This window comes from Clostridium estertheticum subsp. estertheticum, assembly GCF_001877035.1.
Lineage (GTDB): Bacteria > Bacillota > Clostridia > Clostridiales > Clostridiaceae > Clostridium_AD > Clostridium_AD estertheticum.
In genome coordinates this window covers 1429516-1445075 of record NZ_CP015756.1, presented here as the reverse complement: position 1 = coordinate 1445075, position 15560 = coordinate 1429516, and the positions used below count along the sequence as shown (strand labels likewise).

Here is a 15560-nt window from a genome sequence, read left to right as displayed (position 1 = left end):
TTTATCTTAAATGCTATTATGTTAATTTAGCAACAGAGTCCCTTTTAATTAGTTCTGTACTAATGTATATTTTTTCACCATCATCAGTATTATTTTCTATAATAGATAAAAGCTTTTCTGCGCCTATCTTACTTATTTCAATAATAGGTCTTCTAACAGTAGTTAACGCTGGTGTTAAATAATCACCTAGCTGCATTCCATCAAACCCCATAATTGAAATATCATTTGGTACATTAAGTCCTGCTTCGACCGTTGCCTTCATTGCCCCAATTGCCATTTCATCATTTGAGCAAAATACCGCTGTTGGAATTTCACTTAAAGAAAGTAACTTTTTCATAGCGTCATATCCACTTCCAATAGTATAATTTCCTTCAACTATATATTTGCTATTTATTTGTATTTTATTTTTAATTAATGCATCTAAAAATCCATTTTTTCTTTCTGTAGTAGAATTAAATCCCTTTTTACCTTCAATTATAGCTATATCTTTATGCCCATTTTGTATTAGATAATTTACAGCTTCATATACACCCTTTTTGTCTGATGATAATATATTCACTATAGAGCTTTCATCTATATACCTATTAAGCACTACCAATGGTATTTTTTTCTCCATTAAATAGTATATAAAAGAATTATCACTATTACTTTGACTCATAAGTATTATACCGTCAAATCTTTTGCTATTAACCGAAGTAAAATCTCTATAATCATCAATTCCTCTAACGACTAGATTATAACTTCCCTTTATAGCACTATTAACACCACTTATAGTTTCATAAAAGAACCTTGATGAAGTTGCTTCACTAATGGTTGTAAAAATAAGTCCTATGTTATATGATCTATTTAAAACCAAACTTTTAGCACTATAATTAGGTACATAATTAAGTTCTTTTGCTATTGTCATTATTTTAGCCTTAGTCAGATCACTTATAAAAGGACTGTTATTTAACGCTCTTGAAACAGTAGTATGTGAAACATTAGCAATTTTAGCTATGTCTTTTATTGTAACTTCCATTATTAACACCCCTATGCCCTATATATACTTATAAAAAAGAATATAGGAAACGATTTAACTCAACATTTATTATTCACTCAATTGCTTATAACGCTTCCCATATTCACTGTATATAAGTTGCACTAACCTTATGTCATATATCCCTGTAGTCTTTTTTATTTAAAAAATAGCTAACAAAGAACAATCTTTTATTTGAATTAACAATCTATTCCAAAATATTGTTTTGCATTGTTATAACATATTCCTTGAACAATATTTCCTAAAAGTTCTTTATCATCTGGGAATTCTCCATTTTCAACCCATTCACCAATTAAATTGCATAATATTCTTCTAAAGTATTCATGTCTTGTATAAGATAAGAAACTTCTTGAATCAGTTAACATTCCTACGAAACGGCTTAATAATCCAGTATTAGCAAGCACCTTCATTTGTTCTATCATGCCCTCTTTATTATCTAAGAACCACCAAGCTGCGCCAAATTGTATTTTTCCTGGAACTTCAGTTCCTTGGAAATTACCAAGCATCGTACTTAAAACATAATTGTCTTTAGGATTTAAAGTGTATAGTATTGTTTTTGGAAGCGAGTTACTGCTTTCTAATGAATCTAATAATCTTGATAAAGGATAAGCAACTTGCTCATCGTTTATAGAATCAAATCCAGTATCTGGTCCTAGCTGTTTAAGCATTTTTGTATTATTATTTCTTTGCGCTGCAAGATGAAGCTGCATTGTCCATTTAAGCTGCGAATATAATTTACCTAAAAATTGTAGAGTAAATGTTCTGTATTTACTTTCTTCATCAGGACTTGCAGTCTCTCCCTTTAGTATCTTCGAAAATATATTAGATACTTCTTCTTTTGAAGCTTCCATATATGTTATGCTATCCATTGCATGATCTGATATTTTACATCCAACTTCATTAAAAAATCTCACTCTTGATTCTAGAGCTTTTAAGAACTCACCATAGCTTTCAATATTTATTTTAGATACTTCTTCAAGTTTTTTAACCCATGGAAGGAACGCATCTTTATTTATTTGAAGTCCCTTATCAGGCCTAAATGCTGGTAAAACCTTTACAGTAAATTCCTTATCCTCTTTAAGTTTTATATGATACTCTAGTGAATCTATTGGATCATCAGTTGTGCATATTGCTTTAACATTTGACTTTTGGATCAAATCTCTTGCACCAAATCCTTCTCCATTAAGTAATATATTTACCTTTTCCCAAATAGCTGGAGCTGTCTTTTCGTTTAGAACTTCATGTATTCCAAAATATCTTTGAAGTTCTAAGTGTGTCCAATGGTAAAGAGGATTACCTATAGCCATTGGTAATGTCTGAGCCCACGCCATAAATTTTTCAAGATCGCTACCATTTCCAGTAATGTATTTTTCATCTATACCATTACTTCTCATAGCTCTCCATTTATAATGATCTCCGTATAGCCAAGCTTCAGTTATATTTTTAAATCTTTTGTTATCATATATTTCTTTTGGACTTAGATGACAATGGTAATCAATAATAGGCATATCTTTTGCATAATCATTATACAAACTTATCGCTGTGTCATTAGATAATAAAAAGTTTTCATCCATAAATTTTTTCATATACTTCACCTTTTCCCTAATTAAATTTTATTTTTTGTTCACGTTAACAATAACTAACTTTCTGACTTTATTATAATCTAATTTTTTTCATAATGCAATAGTGAAATCGTTATCTTTTTTTTAATAACTCTTTATTGTGGTTTAGTTTTTAGCTGTTTTTAAGTATGCTTTGTACCTTTATCTGTCCCATTTAAATTCTTTCCACGAAACATTATTAGATATTATCTATAATTATAGATAATATCTAATAAATTAAATTATTCCCTTTATTTTTATACATGTTTTTTATGATCAATTTTAAATGCAAATAGCGCTCCACATATTCCACCTATAATATGTGCAAATTGAGATATATTATCCTGAGAAAAAGTTCCTGCAAAAATCTCTCTACCAATGAATACAAAAAACACAATAATTAAAGTTAATGGAATTTTGCCCTTCTGTGCATTTGTAAATGAACTTAAAATAATAAACATATAAACAATACCGCTCGCCCCTAGTAGTGCATCATTTGAGAAAATTGTATTTATTAAACCTGTAACTAGGGCTGTTACGAGTATTAACTGCACCAAAACTTTTGAACCATACTTTTCTTCGAGCATTGGTCCTATTATTAAGATTATTATAAAATTACCAGAAAAGTGATCCCAATTAGCATGACCCAATATATAAGAAAATAATCTTATATATTGCATTGGGTCCAAAAAAGAAGTTCTGTAATTTGAAAATATCACTTTATTAAGCATTCCATTTGTTAAATAACTTAATAAATAGCTTATAAGTGCTAATCCCGTAAAAGTTAATATAACTGGCGAATTATACTGTATTTTCTTTAGTTTCGCAAACATTTTTATCCTCCATTTTTCATACCTAAATCCTCTCCTTCGGAGATGCATTAACGACTTCAGAAGGATATTTATATTCCAACTTAAATTTTATTTCTGATAAGGTAATTAATTTCAACTTATAGAAATGTGAGATTTCCCTTCTGAAATGTCGTTAAATATAACTTCTTAAGACTTCCTTTGTTTCTAAGTCAACAAAAGCTGCATTTACACTATTAAGGTATATCTGTTTATAATCATTAAAAGTAATGTTAAATTCAGTAAATAAAACTTGACATTCCTTAGTCATGTTTGTGTTTGATACAGTCCTATTGTCAGTGTTTACTGTTACTTTTATTCCATCATTATAAAAATTATAAATTGGGTGGTTACATACTTCATCAACAGCCTTAGTTTGAATATTACTTGTTAAGCACATTTCAAGAGTTATTTTTTTATCTTTTACAATATTGTAAGCCTCAATACAATCTTTAATAAATACTCCATGTCCAATTCTTTCTGCTCCCAAGAGCTCCACTGCCTCGAGCACATTTTTACCTATTCCTGTTTCACCTGCATGAATAGTTATTCTATATCCATATTTTCTAGCTAGTGCTACAGGCTCTATGAATTTTTTGCAAAATTCATAATCTTCAGCTCCACACAAATCTATAGCAACTACACCTTTGGATATATACTTTGCTCCCGCCTCCACAACTTCAACTGCTTTATCTGCAGACATGAATCTCATGCAACAAAGTATTACATTTCCCTTTATATCATATCTCTCTTCTGCGTCTTTAATTCCAGATATTACACTTTCTATTACATCACTTATAGTTAATCCCTTGTTTACATGAAGTAGTGGCGCAAACCTAACTTCGATATATTTTATGTTTTCTTTAGCACAATCCTCAAGAAGTTCAAATGTAATTCTTCTCAAACTTTCTTTTGATTGCATTACTAAATTAGGAATTACAAATCTTTTTAAATATTCATCCAGGGACTTGCATTCCTCTGGAGCAGTCAATTCTTTTGTGATATTATAAACATCATAACACGGAATTTTTATATCCTCGCTTCTTGCTATGTCAATTATTGTTTCCGGCCTAACACTGCCATCTAAATGACAATGCAAATCAATTTTTGGTAAATCTTTATATTTCATATTATCCCCTTTCTTAATCATCTAATATTTATTTACAACAATCACAACCATAGAAACAAAGTATATGGCTAGTGGTATATATTTTGTTAAATTTAAATTTTTCTCATCTTTTACCACATATTTTAAATATTCATTATTTTCTTCTTGCCCTACTCTTTTAGCCCTACTTTCAGTATCCTTATACTCTTTAAGTTTTCTTAGGTTTGTATATATTATTGCTCCCCCAATTAAAAATGCTACTGTGGCTTGAATCAATACTGCCACTAAGGTAACATTAGCTTCCTGTGCTGATTTTAAAGCGCTACCTTCAATCCCACTTCTCATATAATTCATTAGTACCTTACTTAAAATAAATGATATTGCGTTATTCGCTGCATGAAGTGTCATACTGCCGACTATCGATCCTGTATACTCCCTAACCATTAGTAAAATAAATCCTAAAAACATAACGTACATAATTTGCATTACATTTCCATGAAAAGCTGCGAATATCGATGTTATTATAAAATATTTTATTTTTTTATTTACCCCATCATAAGCATCTAAAAAAATCCCTCGAAAGAATATTTCCTCGAAAAATGCTGGAACTAAAACTACAACTAATAATCCCAGTAACATTGTACTACCACCTAATAGATTCGATATCTGTGTACCATCTTTTATTGCAAATGGAAATAACTTAATTGTTATAGCATTAATACCCATAGCAAAAATGTAAGTACCAAACGCTACAAACATAGTTAGATAAGCTTGTTTTATAGATATTTTCTTTATTACCATTACATTTTTAAACTTTCTTTTAGTAATTATACAGTATAATAAAGCAATTCCGCCAAGAACTATAACACTAGCACTACCTGAAAGAAGTAATGAAACATTTTCGCTTATAGGACGAACTAATTTAAATATTTTAATCGCCCAAAATGGCACTATGATAAATAACAATAATGCCAATAATAATAAGCTATTAGCTAATAATATTTTTTTGTTTTTCATAAGATTCTCCTCAGCTCTATAATTTTCTTAATATTGATTCCCTTATCTAATTTTATTACTCCAATATATATGATATGCCAATCACCAATAATAATCAAATTATAACTAACAAAAATTTCTATCCATTTTAAAATGTAATCTAATATCTAAGTACTCCAAAAATGTTCTCTCAAATTTAGATAACCTAATTATTATTTTGTATACCATATTTTTTTTATGTTACAATATAGATTAAAGTACTATATAACTGTCAAAAGGAGATGTTTAAGTTTGGAAAAGTTATACTATGAAGATCAATATAAAACAGAATTCACAACTGAAATAATAGATATAATAAAAAAAGAAAACAAATATCATGTTGAATTAAATGAAACGTATTTCTACCCCAAAAGTACTGGCCAGCCAAGTGATACAGGACATATAAATGGATCTTTAGTCACCTGTGTATACGAAGAAAACAATAAAATATATCATGTATTAGAAGTGAAACCTTTGAAAATTCATAAGGTTAAATGTACTATAAACTTTGGTTTGCGATATGATTATATGCAGCAACATTTAGGCCAACATATACTCTCCGCATGTATTTCTAATTTATTTAATCTACCTACTATTGGTTTTAAACTTGGCTTAACTTCTTCAACTATTGATCTTGATAAAGGTATTTGCGCCCAAGAAATTAAAGATTGTGAGAAACTGGCTAACGGTATAGTTCTTGAAAATATTAAAGTAGAAGTTCTATATTTAATAAACTCAGAACTAAAAAAATTATCACTAAAAAAACTCCCAGTAAAATCCGGTGAAAAAATTAGAATTGTGAAAATTGGTGATATTGATGTTTTTCCATGTCTAGGCATATATCCAAATTCCACCATTGAGGTTCAATTAATTAAAGTTATAAATTTTGAAAAATATAAAACCGGGATAAGAATTGAATTTATATGTGGAAAAAGAGCAGTTTCTGATTATATTTTTAAATTTGAAGCTATTGAAAAAATGTCTAAACTCTTATCCTGCAGCAATGACACGATTATATCTAAAGTTGAGACTCTTACAGGTGAGCTTAATAAGTCGCTTACGAAGGTCAGAGCACTAAGTGCAACAGTTGCTACATATGAAGTTGAAAACATGTTAAAAGAAGCTGAAAAAATAGCTGGTGTTAGGGTGCTTAAATTTATTTATGATAAAATGGACCTCAAATATGCTACCATGTTAGCGACAAAATTAGTAACCTCGCCCAAAGTTATAGTTTTATTTGGGATAAAACTTCAAGATAAAGCAAACCTCTTATTCATGTGTTCAAAAGACTTGAAAATTATAAGAATGGATTCTCTTTTAAAGGATGCAATAACTCTTATAGATGGTAAGGGTGGTGGAAGTGAATTTTCTGCACAAGGTGGTGGAAAAAATAATAATAATTTAGATTCCACGCTTGATTACGCCTTAAGTAAAATTAAAGAAAGTATACTTCACTCCCATTATTAATTATTATCTACCTTAATCTTTTTTATTTAAAATTTTTGGTACTTTAGATGCGCGAAGTCTGTGTGCATAATGCATTTCTGACCCTAATAATGGCCTAGCATAATTTATAAATGCTTCAGTAACATTATTACATGCACTATTAATAAATTTATCAGGCATTACCTTTGTCTTACCTGCTACTAGTTCTAGTGGAGTAAGTCTATAATCTACAGAGTAATGTCCTGTTCTATGAATAGTAATTGAACCACCAACATTATCCCAAAGTGCATACTGTGCAGCTTTTTCTCCTACTTCTCGAGCCTCGTTTCTATCTACATCTGAGACACATCCCATAAAACACCTTTGAGGATATCCGAATGTATCTGATCTAACTCTTTTAATATTTAAATTATTCCTAATGTACTTACCTAAAAGGTCACCTAATGCCCCTGTTCCAGAAAGTTGTATATTTCCATGATCATCTTTTTCTACTCTTTCCATGAGATTTGCGATTATTGGTACTCCTTTTTCATCCTGAATACCTTCTGAAACAGCAATTACACATCTTCCATATTTATCATAAACATTTTTTACATCATTTAAAAATTGTTCTATCTTAAAAACTCTTTCAGGTACATATATTAAATGCGGTCCGTCATCTTCGTACTTTTTAGCAAGGGCTGCGGCGGCCGTCAAAAAACCTGCATGACGTCCCATTACTACCCCTATATAAATTCCTGGTAACGCTCTATTATCAAGATTAGCTCCAATAAATGCATTGGTAATATATTTAGCTGCAGATCCATATCCAGGAGTATGGTCATTAATCATGAGATCATTGTCTATAGTTTTTGGTATATGAATTGCTCGAAGTTCATAATTTGAAATTATAGCTTGCTGATTTACTATCCTAACTGCATCTGATGAATCATTTCCTCCAATATAAAAAAAATATCTTATTTCATGAGCTTTAAGTACCTTAAATATTTCCTTACAATATTCCTCATCTGGTTTATCTCTTGTAGATAAAAGTGCAGATGATGGAGTCATTGCAACCTGCTCTAAATTATGAGTTGTCTCACGGCTAAGATCATGAAAATTTTCATTAACTATCCCATTTACTCCATTTATAGCACCATAGACTTTTGTTACCTGCGCAAATTTTCTTGCTTCTAAAACTGCACCAACTAGAGATTGATTAATAACAGCTGTTGGTCCACCACCTTGTGCAATTAAAACTTTACCTTCAATTATCATATTTTTGCCTCCCCTTATAGTTTTATGCCAGTACTCTCTTAAAATTATTCTACAATATATTGGTATTTTATTTTAAATAACAATATATTGTACTTGTTACAATATATATATTATAGTACATTTGTATTTTATTACATTAATCATATATATAAATGCAATATAAAAGCCTAATAGATTATTTATCATATTAGGCTTCATATATTTTGATCCTTTATTTAATTTTCTTTATCTTTATTTCATTGCTACTACTATTTTCTCTGTTGCTTCTTTTATACATTTTTTCGCAAGAATATCTGAAATTACAGCTACTCCATCAATATTTGCCTCCTTTAATAAATCAACATTCTTATGTGTAATTCCACCAATAGCAACTACAGGAATAGAGATATTGTCTTTTATTTCTTTTAAGCAGTGCACAGAAACAGCACTTGCATCCTCTTTAGTAGTTGTAGGAAACATTGCACCAACGCCAACATAATCTGCGCCTTCTTTTTCTGCCTCTCTCGCTTCCTCAACTGTTGATGTAGAAATTCCAATTATCTTATTATTTCCTATTATACTTCGCGCAATGCTTGCTGGCATATCGCTTTGACCTAAATGAACACCTGCAGCATCTATAGCTAAAGCAATATCTATTCTATCATTTATAATCAGTGGTACATTATATTTGTCAGTAACTTTTTTAATCCTTGATGCAATATTATAAAATTCTAAAGTGCTTATGTCCTTTTCTCTAAGTTGAACTAATGTAGCTCCACCTTTTATTGACTCTTCCACTGCAGTATATATATCTGTATCCACAAGCATTTCTCTATCTGTAAGAAGATAAAGATTGTAATTTATTTTATTCTTCATTTATCTTGCTCCTTTTATTTATTTCTACCTCGCATAAATTGTACATAACATCAATCATTTTCATCCTAAAAGTTCCTGAACCTTCGATCTTTTTATCTAACCTTTCATATGCTGTTTCACCTGCTATTCCCATTGAAACGACTCCTGCAAGGGCAGCTATTAAATTGTTTTCTCCTGCCCCTAAATAACAACCAATGACTGCAGTGCACATACACCCAGTGCCTGTAACCCTAGACATCATTTTATGACCATTTGATGTGGTGTAAAGAATTTTACCATCTGTTATAATGTCTACCTCGCCTGTTATAGCTACAACTGTTACAAATTTAACAGCAAATTTCCTTGCCATTTCTTTCGTTTTTGTAAATTCGTCACCGCTTACATCAAAGCTCTCAGAAGCATCCACCCCTCTTGTAATAGTATCAATACCGTATATTGTTTTTATTTCAGACAAATTCCCTCTTATTACTGCTAATCTGACCTCGCTTATAATCCTTTTACATACTTCTGTTCTATAAGATGTTGCCCCTGCTCCAACAGGATCTAGGATGACAGGGATCTTTAACTCATTTGCCCTTTTTCCTGCCTTTATCATAGACTCTACACTTCTACTATTTAGCGTTCCTATATTTATAACAAGTGAAGATGAAAGTGATACCATCTCGAGGACTTCATTAATATCATCTGCCATAACAGGAGAACCACCAATAGCTAGTGTAATATTAGCACAATCATTAACAGTAACATAATTCGTTATCTGGTGAACTAAAGGAGTCCTTTCTCTTAAATCATCTAATAATTTAATTATTTTATTGTTAATTTCCATTTTGACATCATCCTCCAACTTATTAAATATATAAATCCTGTAATAACCATATCAGGCATTGTAGCTCCTAGTACAAAATCAAGTTTTATAAACCAATAATAAAGCATTATTCCTATAATCCACACAAAAATTGCTCCCCAATTTATAAGTACATCAGATTTTACTTTTGTGTTTTTCTTTATTATAAAATAATCTGTAATTAAAACCGCAAATAATGGTGCAAATACTGACCCTATAGCGTATAAAAAATTTTCATAGTTTTCCATAGGAATTATAATTGCTATAATTGTCCCAATAACCGTCATAATGATACCAATCTTTTTTTCACCAAGTTTTGGCACTATGTTTAGAAATGAAACTCCTGCCGAGTACACATCTAAAAATGTAGTAGTTACTGTGGATAACACTACTATTCCAAGAGCCGCTATTCCTAAATTAGCTGCAAGCATCATAACCGAAGGATCTGAATTATTTGAAACAATAGCAGCCCCAAGACCTATAATAAACATCCATGAACTTCCAATAAAATAACCTATAAAACTTCCATAGGCCCCTCCCTTTTCACTCCTTGCAAATCTAGTATAATCTGCAATTAAAGGTAGCCATGAAAGAGGCATAACTATACTAAGTTCTAATGCTCCTCCAAATGAAATTCCACCGGTCGCTGCTTTTGTTAGAAGTGTTTTATCTTTAAATATTATTGATCCAAGCACCAATGTAAGTATAAAGAGTAATGATACCGCTGTAATATTCAATTTTTTCATGCCTGCATTTCCAAAATAGAGCCACAATATTGTTAATACACCTATAAGAATTATATATACTAAAACATTATTTACGTCCCATAGGCTTTGTGATATTAAGTTTACAGACCTCGCGGCTACCTTAATCATAATTGCAGTCCAACCTATTAGCTGAAGTATATTTAAAATTGAAAACAAATATGTACTATATACCCCAAAAGAAATATTAGTTGAAGTCATTGCTGGCACTTTTTCACGAGATCCAATGATTCCACCGAGTATTAATATTCCTGTTCCAATCAAGTGACCTAGAAGTATTACTATTATTCCAACTTTAAATCCTAAAGGTGCAATTAATCCACCTGTCATTATTTCAGCAATAGATACTGCAGCCCCAAACCACAAAAATACAAACGTCCAAAAGCCTAATTTTTCTTTATCCTTAATCATTTGCCATCCCCGCTTTTTTATATAATTCATAGAAATGGTTTGTTGGTCCAACTCCATGCCCAATATCCAAAGAGTGTTCTATAGCAGTTGTTATATATTGTTTTGATTTTTTTATTGATTCCTTCATACTAAAACCCAATGCCAAATTTGCAGCAATAGCAGATGACAAAGTGCATCCCGTGCCATGAGTATTTTTTGTATTTATCCTCTCAGACGTAAAACGCGTAATTTCCTCTCCATCATAAAATACATCTACCGCTTTACCCTTCATATGCCCACCTTTTAGAAGTATATTTTTGCATCCCATCTTATACATTTCCTTAGCTGCTTTTTCCATATCTTCTATAGTTTCTATATCTGGAAACTCTAAATTGACTTCACGAAGTATTTCTTCAGCTTCTGGTACATTAGGTGTAATAAGTGATGCGAGTGGTATAAGTTTTTTAATTAAAGCTGATTTTGACTCTGGCTTTAACAGTGAATAACCGCTTTTTGATATCATTACAGGATCAAGTACTATGTTTTTAGGTTTATATAATTCTAATTTTTCACTTATCGCATCAATTGTAGAAATTTTAGACACCATACCAATTTTAACTGCGTCTAAAATTATATCTGTAAAAATAGCATCAATTTGTGCCTTAATGATTTCTGCATCTAGATCCCGAACTTCAAAAACGCCCATAGTATTCTGCGCCGTTATGGCTGTAATGACACTCATTGCATATACGCCGTTTGCACTTAAACTTTTTATATCTGCCTGAACTCCTGCACCTCCACAGCTGTCAGAGCCTGCTATAGTTAAAACTTTTTTCATATTATTTTCCTCCTATTTTATCCTTTTTTAACTTCTTTACTTAAATTAACAAGTTTTTTTAAATCTAGGTACTCTAAGAATGAAAAATGCAATTAGGCTTCCTCCAATAGTACTTATTAAAAATGGTGCTACAAAGAATAATGCACCCACTTTTTTGCCCATTATAATATTTGCAATAGGAAATGCTAATATTCCCCCAATGATTCCTGTTCCAAATATCTCTCCGACTACTGCGAGTAGATTCATTTTAGTTTTTCTATATAATATTCCAGCTAAAAGTACTCCGATCATACTTCCAGGGAATGCTAAAAGTGAACCTGTTCCTAAAACATTTCTTAGTAAAGATATACAAAAGGCTATGGCTACGCCATATCCAGGGCCTAATAATACAGCTGATATAACATTAATCGTAGCCTGCACCGGAAAGCATTTTGCTACTCCTACCGGTATAAATATGATATTGCCAGCTATTACGCCAATAGCTATTAAAAGTGATGAAATAGTTAACTTTTTAGTCTTCATGCATTGCCACTTCCTTCTCTTATATAATTAAATAATCTCCCGGGTCGCTGCATAACTAAAAAAACACAAATCCAAAGGATTTGTGTTAAATTAACGTGATATATAATAATTCATATATAATACACCAATAAACAACTTCCTACGCTGGCATTATCCAGTTCAGGTCATAGGGTCAAAGAATTTCGATTCTTGTTCTCAGTTGGCATATCCAACTCCCCTGTGCTATTTTATTCTTTTTTATTTCATACATCTAATAATAACATAAGAAATTATTATTAACAATTAAATTTCTATTCAAGTCTTATCCCCGATCTCTTAACAGCTATATGCCATCCATGAAGTAATTCTTTCCTATGTTCCTCTGTCATACTAGGTTTGAAACTTCTTGAAATCGCCCAATGCTTTGCAACTTCTTCCTTGCTTTTCCAATATCCTACTGCAAGCCCAGCAAGATAAGCTGCACCAAGTGCTGTAGTTTCAGTAACTTCTGGTCTATCCACTTGAACGTTTAAAATATCTGATTGAAACTGCATCAAGAAATTATTATTACAAGCTCCTCCATCAACTTTAAGTTCAGTGAGTCTAATTCCAGAATCTTGTTGCATAGCTTTTAAAACATCATGGGTTTGGTATGCAAGTGCTTCAAGAGTTGCTCTTATTAAATGCGCCTTTTTTGATCCCCTTGTAAGTCCTACAATTGTTCCTCTTGCATAAGGATCCCAGTATGGTGCACCAAGGCCTACAAAAGCTGGGACTACATATACTCCATTTGTATCCTCTACAGACATTGCATATTCTTCGCAATCAGAAGCATTATCAATCATTTGAAGTTCATCTCTTAACCATTGTATAGCTGCTCCTGCTATAAATACACTGCCTTCAAGTGCATACTCTACTTTTCCATCTATTCCCCAAGCAATAGTTGTAAGTAGTCCCTGCTTAGATTCAATTGCTTTATCTCCAGTATTCATAAGCATAAAGCATCCAGTTCCATATGTATTTTTTGCTGTTCCTGAATTATAACAAGTTTGTCCAAACAGTGCTGCTTGTTGGTCGCCAGCAGCTCCAGCTATAGGAATTTCACCACCAAACAACGAACTATCCGTATGTCCATAAACATAACTAGATGGTTTAACCTCTGGAAGCATTGATTTTGGTATGTTTAATGTTTCGAGTAATTCGTCATCCCACTTTAATTCATGAATGTTAAATAGCATTGTTCTTGATGCATTAGAATAATCTGTTACATATGTTTTTCCTCCGGTTAAATTCCAAATTAACCATGTATCTATGTTACCAAATAATAAATTACCAGCTTCGGCTTTTGCTCTAGCACCTTCCACATTGTCTAATATCCATTTAATTTTTGTTCCAGAAAAATATGCATCCAAAATTAATCCAGTTTTAGCTCTAACTACTTTATCAAAGCCCTTTTCCGTTAATTCATCACAATACTGCGCTGTCCTTCTACATTGCCATACAATCGCATTATATACTGGAACTCCTGTCCTCTTATCCCAAACTACAGTAGTTTCTCTTTGATTTGTAATACCTATTGCTGCAATGTCTGCGGCACTCGCATTAACTTTAGCCATTGCCTCAGTTGCAACACTAATTTGAGTTGACCATATTTCCATTGGATCATGTTCTACCCAAGCTGCTTTTGGGAATATCTGAGTAAATTCCTTTTGAGCCGATGTTACAATAAGCCCCTTTTCATTGAATAGAATACATCTTGAACTTGTTGTTCCTTGATCAAGTGCCATTATATATTTAGCCATGTTAGCAAAACTCCTTTTTTATTAGTTTTATTGAATCGTTTACAAATTAATACACAAAAAAAGCGCCAAAATAAAGCATAATACCTTATAATAACGCGGCTCATTATCTCTGCCAAATATCATATATCATTAATTAAAGTATAACTTATTATTATAGCTTTTGCAATATTAGTTATAATTTTCACAATTTTTCTTTGTTTTTTTACCTTTTTTCGATATTTATAGCATTGCATAATACTAATGTACTAAATTTTATTAAACTAATGTGTTTTTTATTCATAATAAGAAAAAACATCCATGATTTTTGTAAATAATTTCTACTATATTTTATAAAAAAGTGGGTAATATATATAATGCACTGAATATGTACAGTGTAATTTTTATATTTGAAAGGAGATTTTTATGGATAAATATAGTTTAGAAGAGACTAAAAAATTAAATAAACAATCAGCTACAAACGGAGGTTCAAGTGCTGGTATGACTAACAGTACTAGTGATGCTAATTTACAAGAGACAATACAATTAAATAATCAATCAGCTTCAAATAAAGGCACTAGCGGTGCTTCAAGTTCTAGTATGTCAGGTATGTCTAACATGTCAGACGTATCTAATATGTCTAGTAGTACTAGTGATTCTGTTTTAGAAGAAACAAAAAAACTAAATGCTCAATCAGCTTCAAATAAAGGCACTAGCGGTGCTTCAAGCTCAAGTATGGCAGGTATGTCTAACATGTCAGACGCATCTAATATGTCTAGTAGTACTAGTGATTCTGTTTTAGAAGAAACAAAAAAATTAAACGCTCAATCAGCTTCGAATAAAGGAACTAGTAAATAATAAAGCGTTTTCTTTATTATTTATTGAAGTATGTTTAATATTCATCACTTTTAGGGGAGTCAAATTTATTTTGGCTTCCCTTACCTTTTTCAACAGGTTTTATTCTTCTATGTAAGTAATATTACCATCGAAGATGTAAGTCAAAGAAGTTTTTGAACCTTCTAATGCATACATCATTTTTTCAATAACAATTTGTTCTTCTTTATTAGTTGTTATTGAAAGTTTATCTCCTTCATTAACCTCAGATTTAAGTTCAAATTCATATATAAAATCATTAATTAATCTTATCCACTCGCCTGTGTCATTGGATCCTACATTTTCTTTTTTTCCAAATTCTTTCAGTGTTCTATCTAATTGTTTTTTTGAATATCTCAATATATTTGCCATTCTTTTACCTCCTC

General features: G+C 31.2%; 15 protein-coding genes and 1 riboswitch. Of the genes, 2 read left to right on the top strand and 13 right to left on the bottom strand.

Annotated elements, in window-relative coordinates; genetic code table 11:
• Nucleotides 1–16 precede the first annotated feature (16 nt).
• The 5 genes from A7L45_RS06735 to A7L45_RS06715 form a co-directional block, all read right to left on the bottom strand.
• Nucleotides 17–1018: a LacI family DNA-binding transcriptional regulator gene (locus tag A7L45_RS06735; RefSeq protein ID WP_071612065.1), complete on the bottom strand. Its 1002-nt coding sequence runs from the start codon at nucleotides 1016–1018 to the stop codon at nucleotides 17–19.
• Between the two features lie 197 nt (nucleotides 1019–1215).
• Nucleotides 1216–2622, bottom strand: a complete 1407-nt coding sequence (gene uxaC / locus A7L45_RS06730) for a glucuronate isomerase (RefSeq protein ID WP_071612064.1) — start codon at nucleotides 2620–2622, stop codon at nucleotides 1216–1218.
• 272 nt (nucleotides 2623–2894) lie between these two features.
• Nucleotides 2895–3470, bottom strand: coding sequence for a rhomboid family intramembrane serine protease (locus tag A7L45_RS06725; protein ID WP_152751281.1), 576 nt, complete (start codon nucleotides 3468–3470; stop codon nucleotides 2895–2897).
• Between the two features lie 151 nt (nucleotides 3471–3621).
• Entirely contained in the window at nucleotides 3622–4614 is a 993-nt protein-coding gene (add, locus tag A7L45_RS06720; protein ID WP_071612063.1) for an adenosine deaminase, read from the bottom strand.
• Between the two features lie 21 nt (nucleotides 4615–4635).
• A complete protein-coding gene (locus tag A7L45_RS06715) occupies nucleotides 4636–5610 on the bottom strand; it encodes a CPBP family intramembrane glutamic endopeptidase (RefSeq protein ID WP_071612062.1) in 975 nt (324 codons plus the stop codon).
• A gap of 270 nt (nucleotides 5611–5880) precedes the next feature.
• Between A7L45_RS06715 and A7L45_RS06710 the strand changes: the two genes are divergently transcribed.
• The gene (locus tag A7L45_RS06710; RefSeq protein WP_071612061.1) at nucleotides 5881–7095 is read left to right on the top strand and encodes an alanyl-tRNA editing protein; all 1215 of its coding nucleotides are present in this window, start codon (nucleotides 5881–5883) and stop codon (nucleotides 7093–7095) included.
• A 12-nt stretch (nucleotides 7096–7107) separates the two neighbouring features.
• Here the strand turns inward: A7L45_RS06710 and A7L45_RS06705 are convergent, their stop codons facing one another.
• From A7L45_RS06705 to glpK, 7 genes are all read right to left on the bottom strand, one after another.
• Nucleotides 7108–8331, bottom strand: coding sequence for a 6-phosphofructokinase (locus tag A7L45_RS06705; protein WP_071612060.1), 1224 nt, complete (start codon nucleotides 8329–8331; stop codon nucleotides 7108–7110).
• Nucleotides 8332–8562: 231 nt separating this feature from the next.
• Entirely contained in the window at nucleotides 8563–9186 is a 624-nt protein-coding gene (thiE, locus tag A7L45_RS06700) for a thiamine phosphate synthase (protein ID WP_071612059.1), read from the bottom strand.
• Nucleotides 9176–10012: a hydroxyethylthiazole kinase gene (gene thiM, locus A7L45_RS06695; protein WP_071612058.1), complete on the bottom strand. Its 837-nt coding sequence runs from the start codon at nucleotides 10010–10012 to the stop codon at nucleotides 9176–9178. Before thiM ends, thiE begins: the two co-directional genes overlap by 11 nt.
• Nucleotides 9991–11205, bottom strand: a complete 1215-nt coding sequence (gene cytX / locus A7L45_RS06690; RefSeq protein ID WP_071612057.1) for a putative hydroxymethylpyrimidine transporter CytX — start codon at nucleotides 11203–11205, stop codon at nucleotides 9991–9993. The genes thiM and cytX overlap by 22 nt, the downstream gene beginning before the upstream one ends.
• The gene (gene thiD, locus A7L45_RS06685) at nucleotides 11198–12022 is read right to left on the bottom strand and encodes a bifunctional hydroxymethylpyrimidine kinase/phosphomethylpyrimidine kinase (protein ID WP_071612056.1); all 825 of its coding nucleotides are present in this window, start codon (nucleotides 12020–12022) and stop codon (nucleotides 11198–11200) included. Before thiD ends, cytX begins: the two co-directional genes overlap by 8 nt.
• 45 nt (nucleotides 12023–12067) lie before the next feature.
• Nucleotides 12068–12544: an energy coupling factor transporter S component ThiW gene (gene thiW / locus A7L45_RS06680; RefSeq protein WP_071612055.1), complete on the bottom strand. Its 477-nt coding sequence runs from the start codon at nucleotides 12542–12544 to the stop codon at nucleotides 12068–12070.
• Between the two features lie 118 nt (nucleotides 12545–12662).
• Nucleotides 12663–12773, bottom strand: a riboswitch (TPP riboswitch).
• A gap of 61 nt (nucleotides 12774–12834) precedes the next feature.
• Nucleotides 12835–14325, bottom strand: a complete 1491-nt coding sequence (glpK, locus tag A7L45_RS06675; protein WP_071612054.1) for a glycerol kinase GlpK — start codon at nucleotides 14323–14325, stop codon at nucleotides 12835–12837.
• Nucleotides 14326–14727: 402 nt separating this feature from the next.
• On the opposite strand from glpK, the gene A7L45_RS06670 reads away from it, so the two are divergent.
• Nucleotides 14728–15159 carry a hypothetical protein gene (locus tag A7L45_RS06670; protein WP_224616737.1) on the top strand — a complete coding sequence of 144 codons (432 nt, stop codon included), beginning with the start codon at nucleotides 14728–14730 and terminating at the stop codon, nucleotides 15157–15159.
• A 99-nt stretch (nucleotides 15160–15258) separates the two neighbouring features.
• Here A7L45_RS06670 and A7L45_RS06665 read toward each other — a convergent pair whose 3' ends face one another.
• Nucleotides 15259–15546 carry a hypothetical protein gene (locus A7L45_RS06665; RefSeq protein ID WP_071612053.1) on the bottom strand — a complete coding sequence of 96 codons (288 nt, stop codon included), beginning with the start codon at nucleotides 15544–15546 and terminating at the stop codon, nucleotides 15259–15261.
• Nucleotides 15547–15560: the final 14 nt, after the last annotated feature.

Bases quoted from the DNA above. Each gene is read 5' to 3' on its own strand.
- uxaC (WP_071612064.1), bottom strand. From the start codon at position 2,622: ATGAAAAAATTTATGGATGAAAACTTTTTATTATCTAATGACACAGCG.
- A7L45_RS06735 (WP_071612065.1), bottom strand. From the start codon at position 1,018: ATGGAAGTTACAATAAAAGACATAGCTAAAATTGCTAATGTTTCACAT.
- add (WP_071612063.1), bottom strand. From the start codon at position 4,614: ATGAAATATAAAGATTTACCAAAAATTGATTTGCATTGTCATTTAGAT.
- A7L45_RS06705 (WP_071612060.1), bottom strand. From the start codon at position 8,331: ATGATAATTGAAGGTAAAGTTTTAATTGCACAAGGTGGTGGACCAACA.
- thiW (WP_071612055.1), bottom strand. From the start codon at position 12,544: ATGAAGACTAAAAAGTTAACTATTTCATCACTTTTAATAGCTATTGGC.
- thiD (WP_071612056.1), bottom strand. From the start codon at position 12,022: ATGAAAAAAGTTTTAACTATAGCAGGCTCTGACAGCTGTGGAGGTGCA.
- glpK (WP_071612054.1), bottom strand. From the start codon at position 14,325: ATGGCTAAATATATAATGGCACTTGATCAAGGAACAACAAGTTCAAGA.
- A7L45_RS06715 (WP_071612062.1), bottom strand. From the start codon at position 5,610: ATGAAAAACAAAAAAATATTATTAGCTAATAGCTTATTATTATTGGCA.
- A7L45_RS06670 (WP_224616737.1), top strand. From the start codon at position 14,728: ATGGATAAATATAGTTTAGAAGAGACTAAAAAATTAAATAAACAATCA.
- cytX (WP_071612057.1), bottom strand. From the start codon at position 11,205: ATGATTAAGGATAAAGAAAAATTAGGCTTTTGGACGTTTGTATTTTTG.
- thiM (WP_071612058.1), bottom strand. From the start codon at position 10,012: ATGGAAATTAACAATAAAATAATTAAATTATTAGATGATTTAAGAGAA.
- thiE (WP_071612059.1), bottom strand. From the start codon at position 9,186: ATGAAGAATAAAATAAATTACAATCTTTATCTTCTTACAGATAGAGAA.
- A7L45_RS06665 (WP_071612053.1), bottom strand. From the start codon at position 15,546: ATGGCAAATATATTGAGATATTCAAAAAAACAATTAGATAGAACACTG.
- A7L45_RS06725 (WP_152751281.1), bottom strand. From the start codon at position 3,470: ATGTTTGCGAAACTAAAGAAAATACAGTATAATTCGCCAGTTATATTA.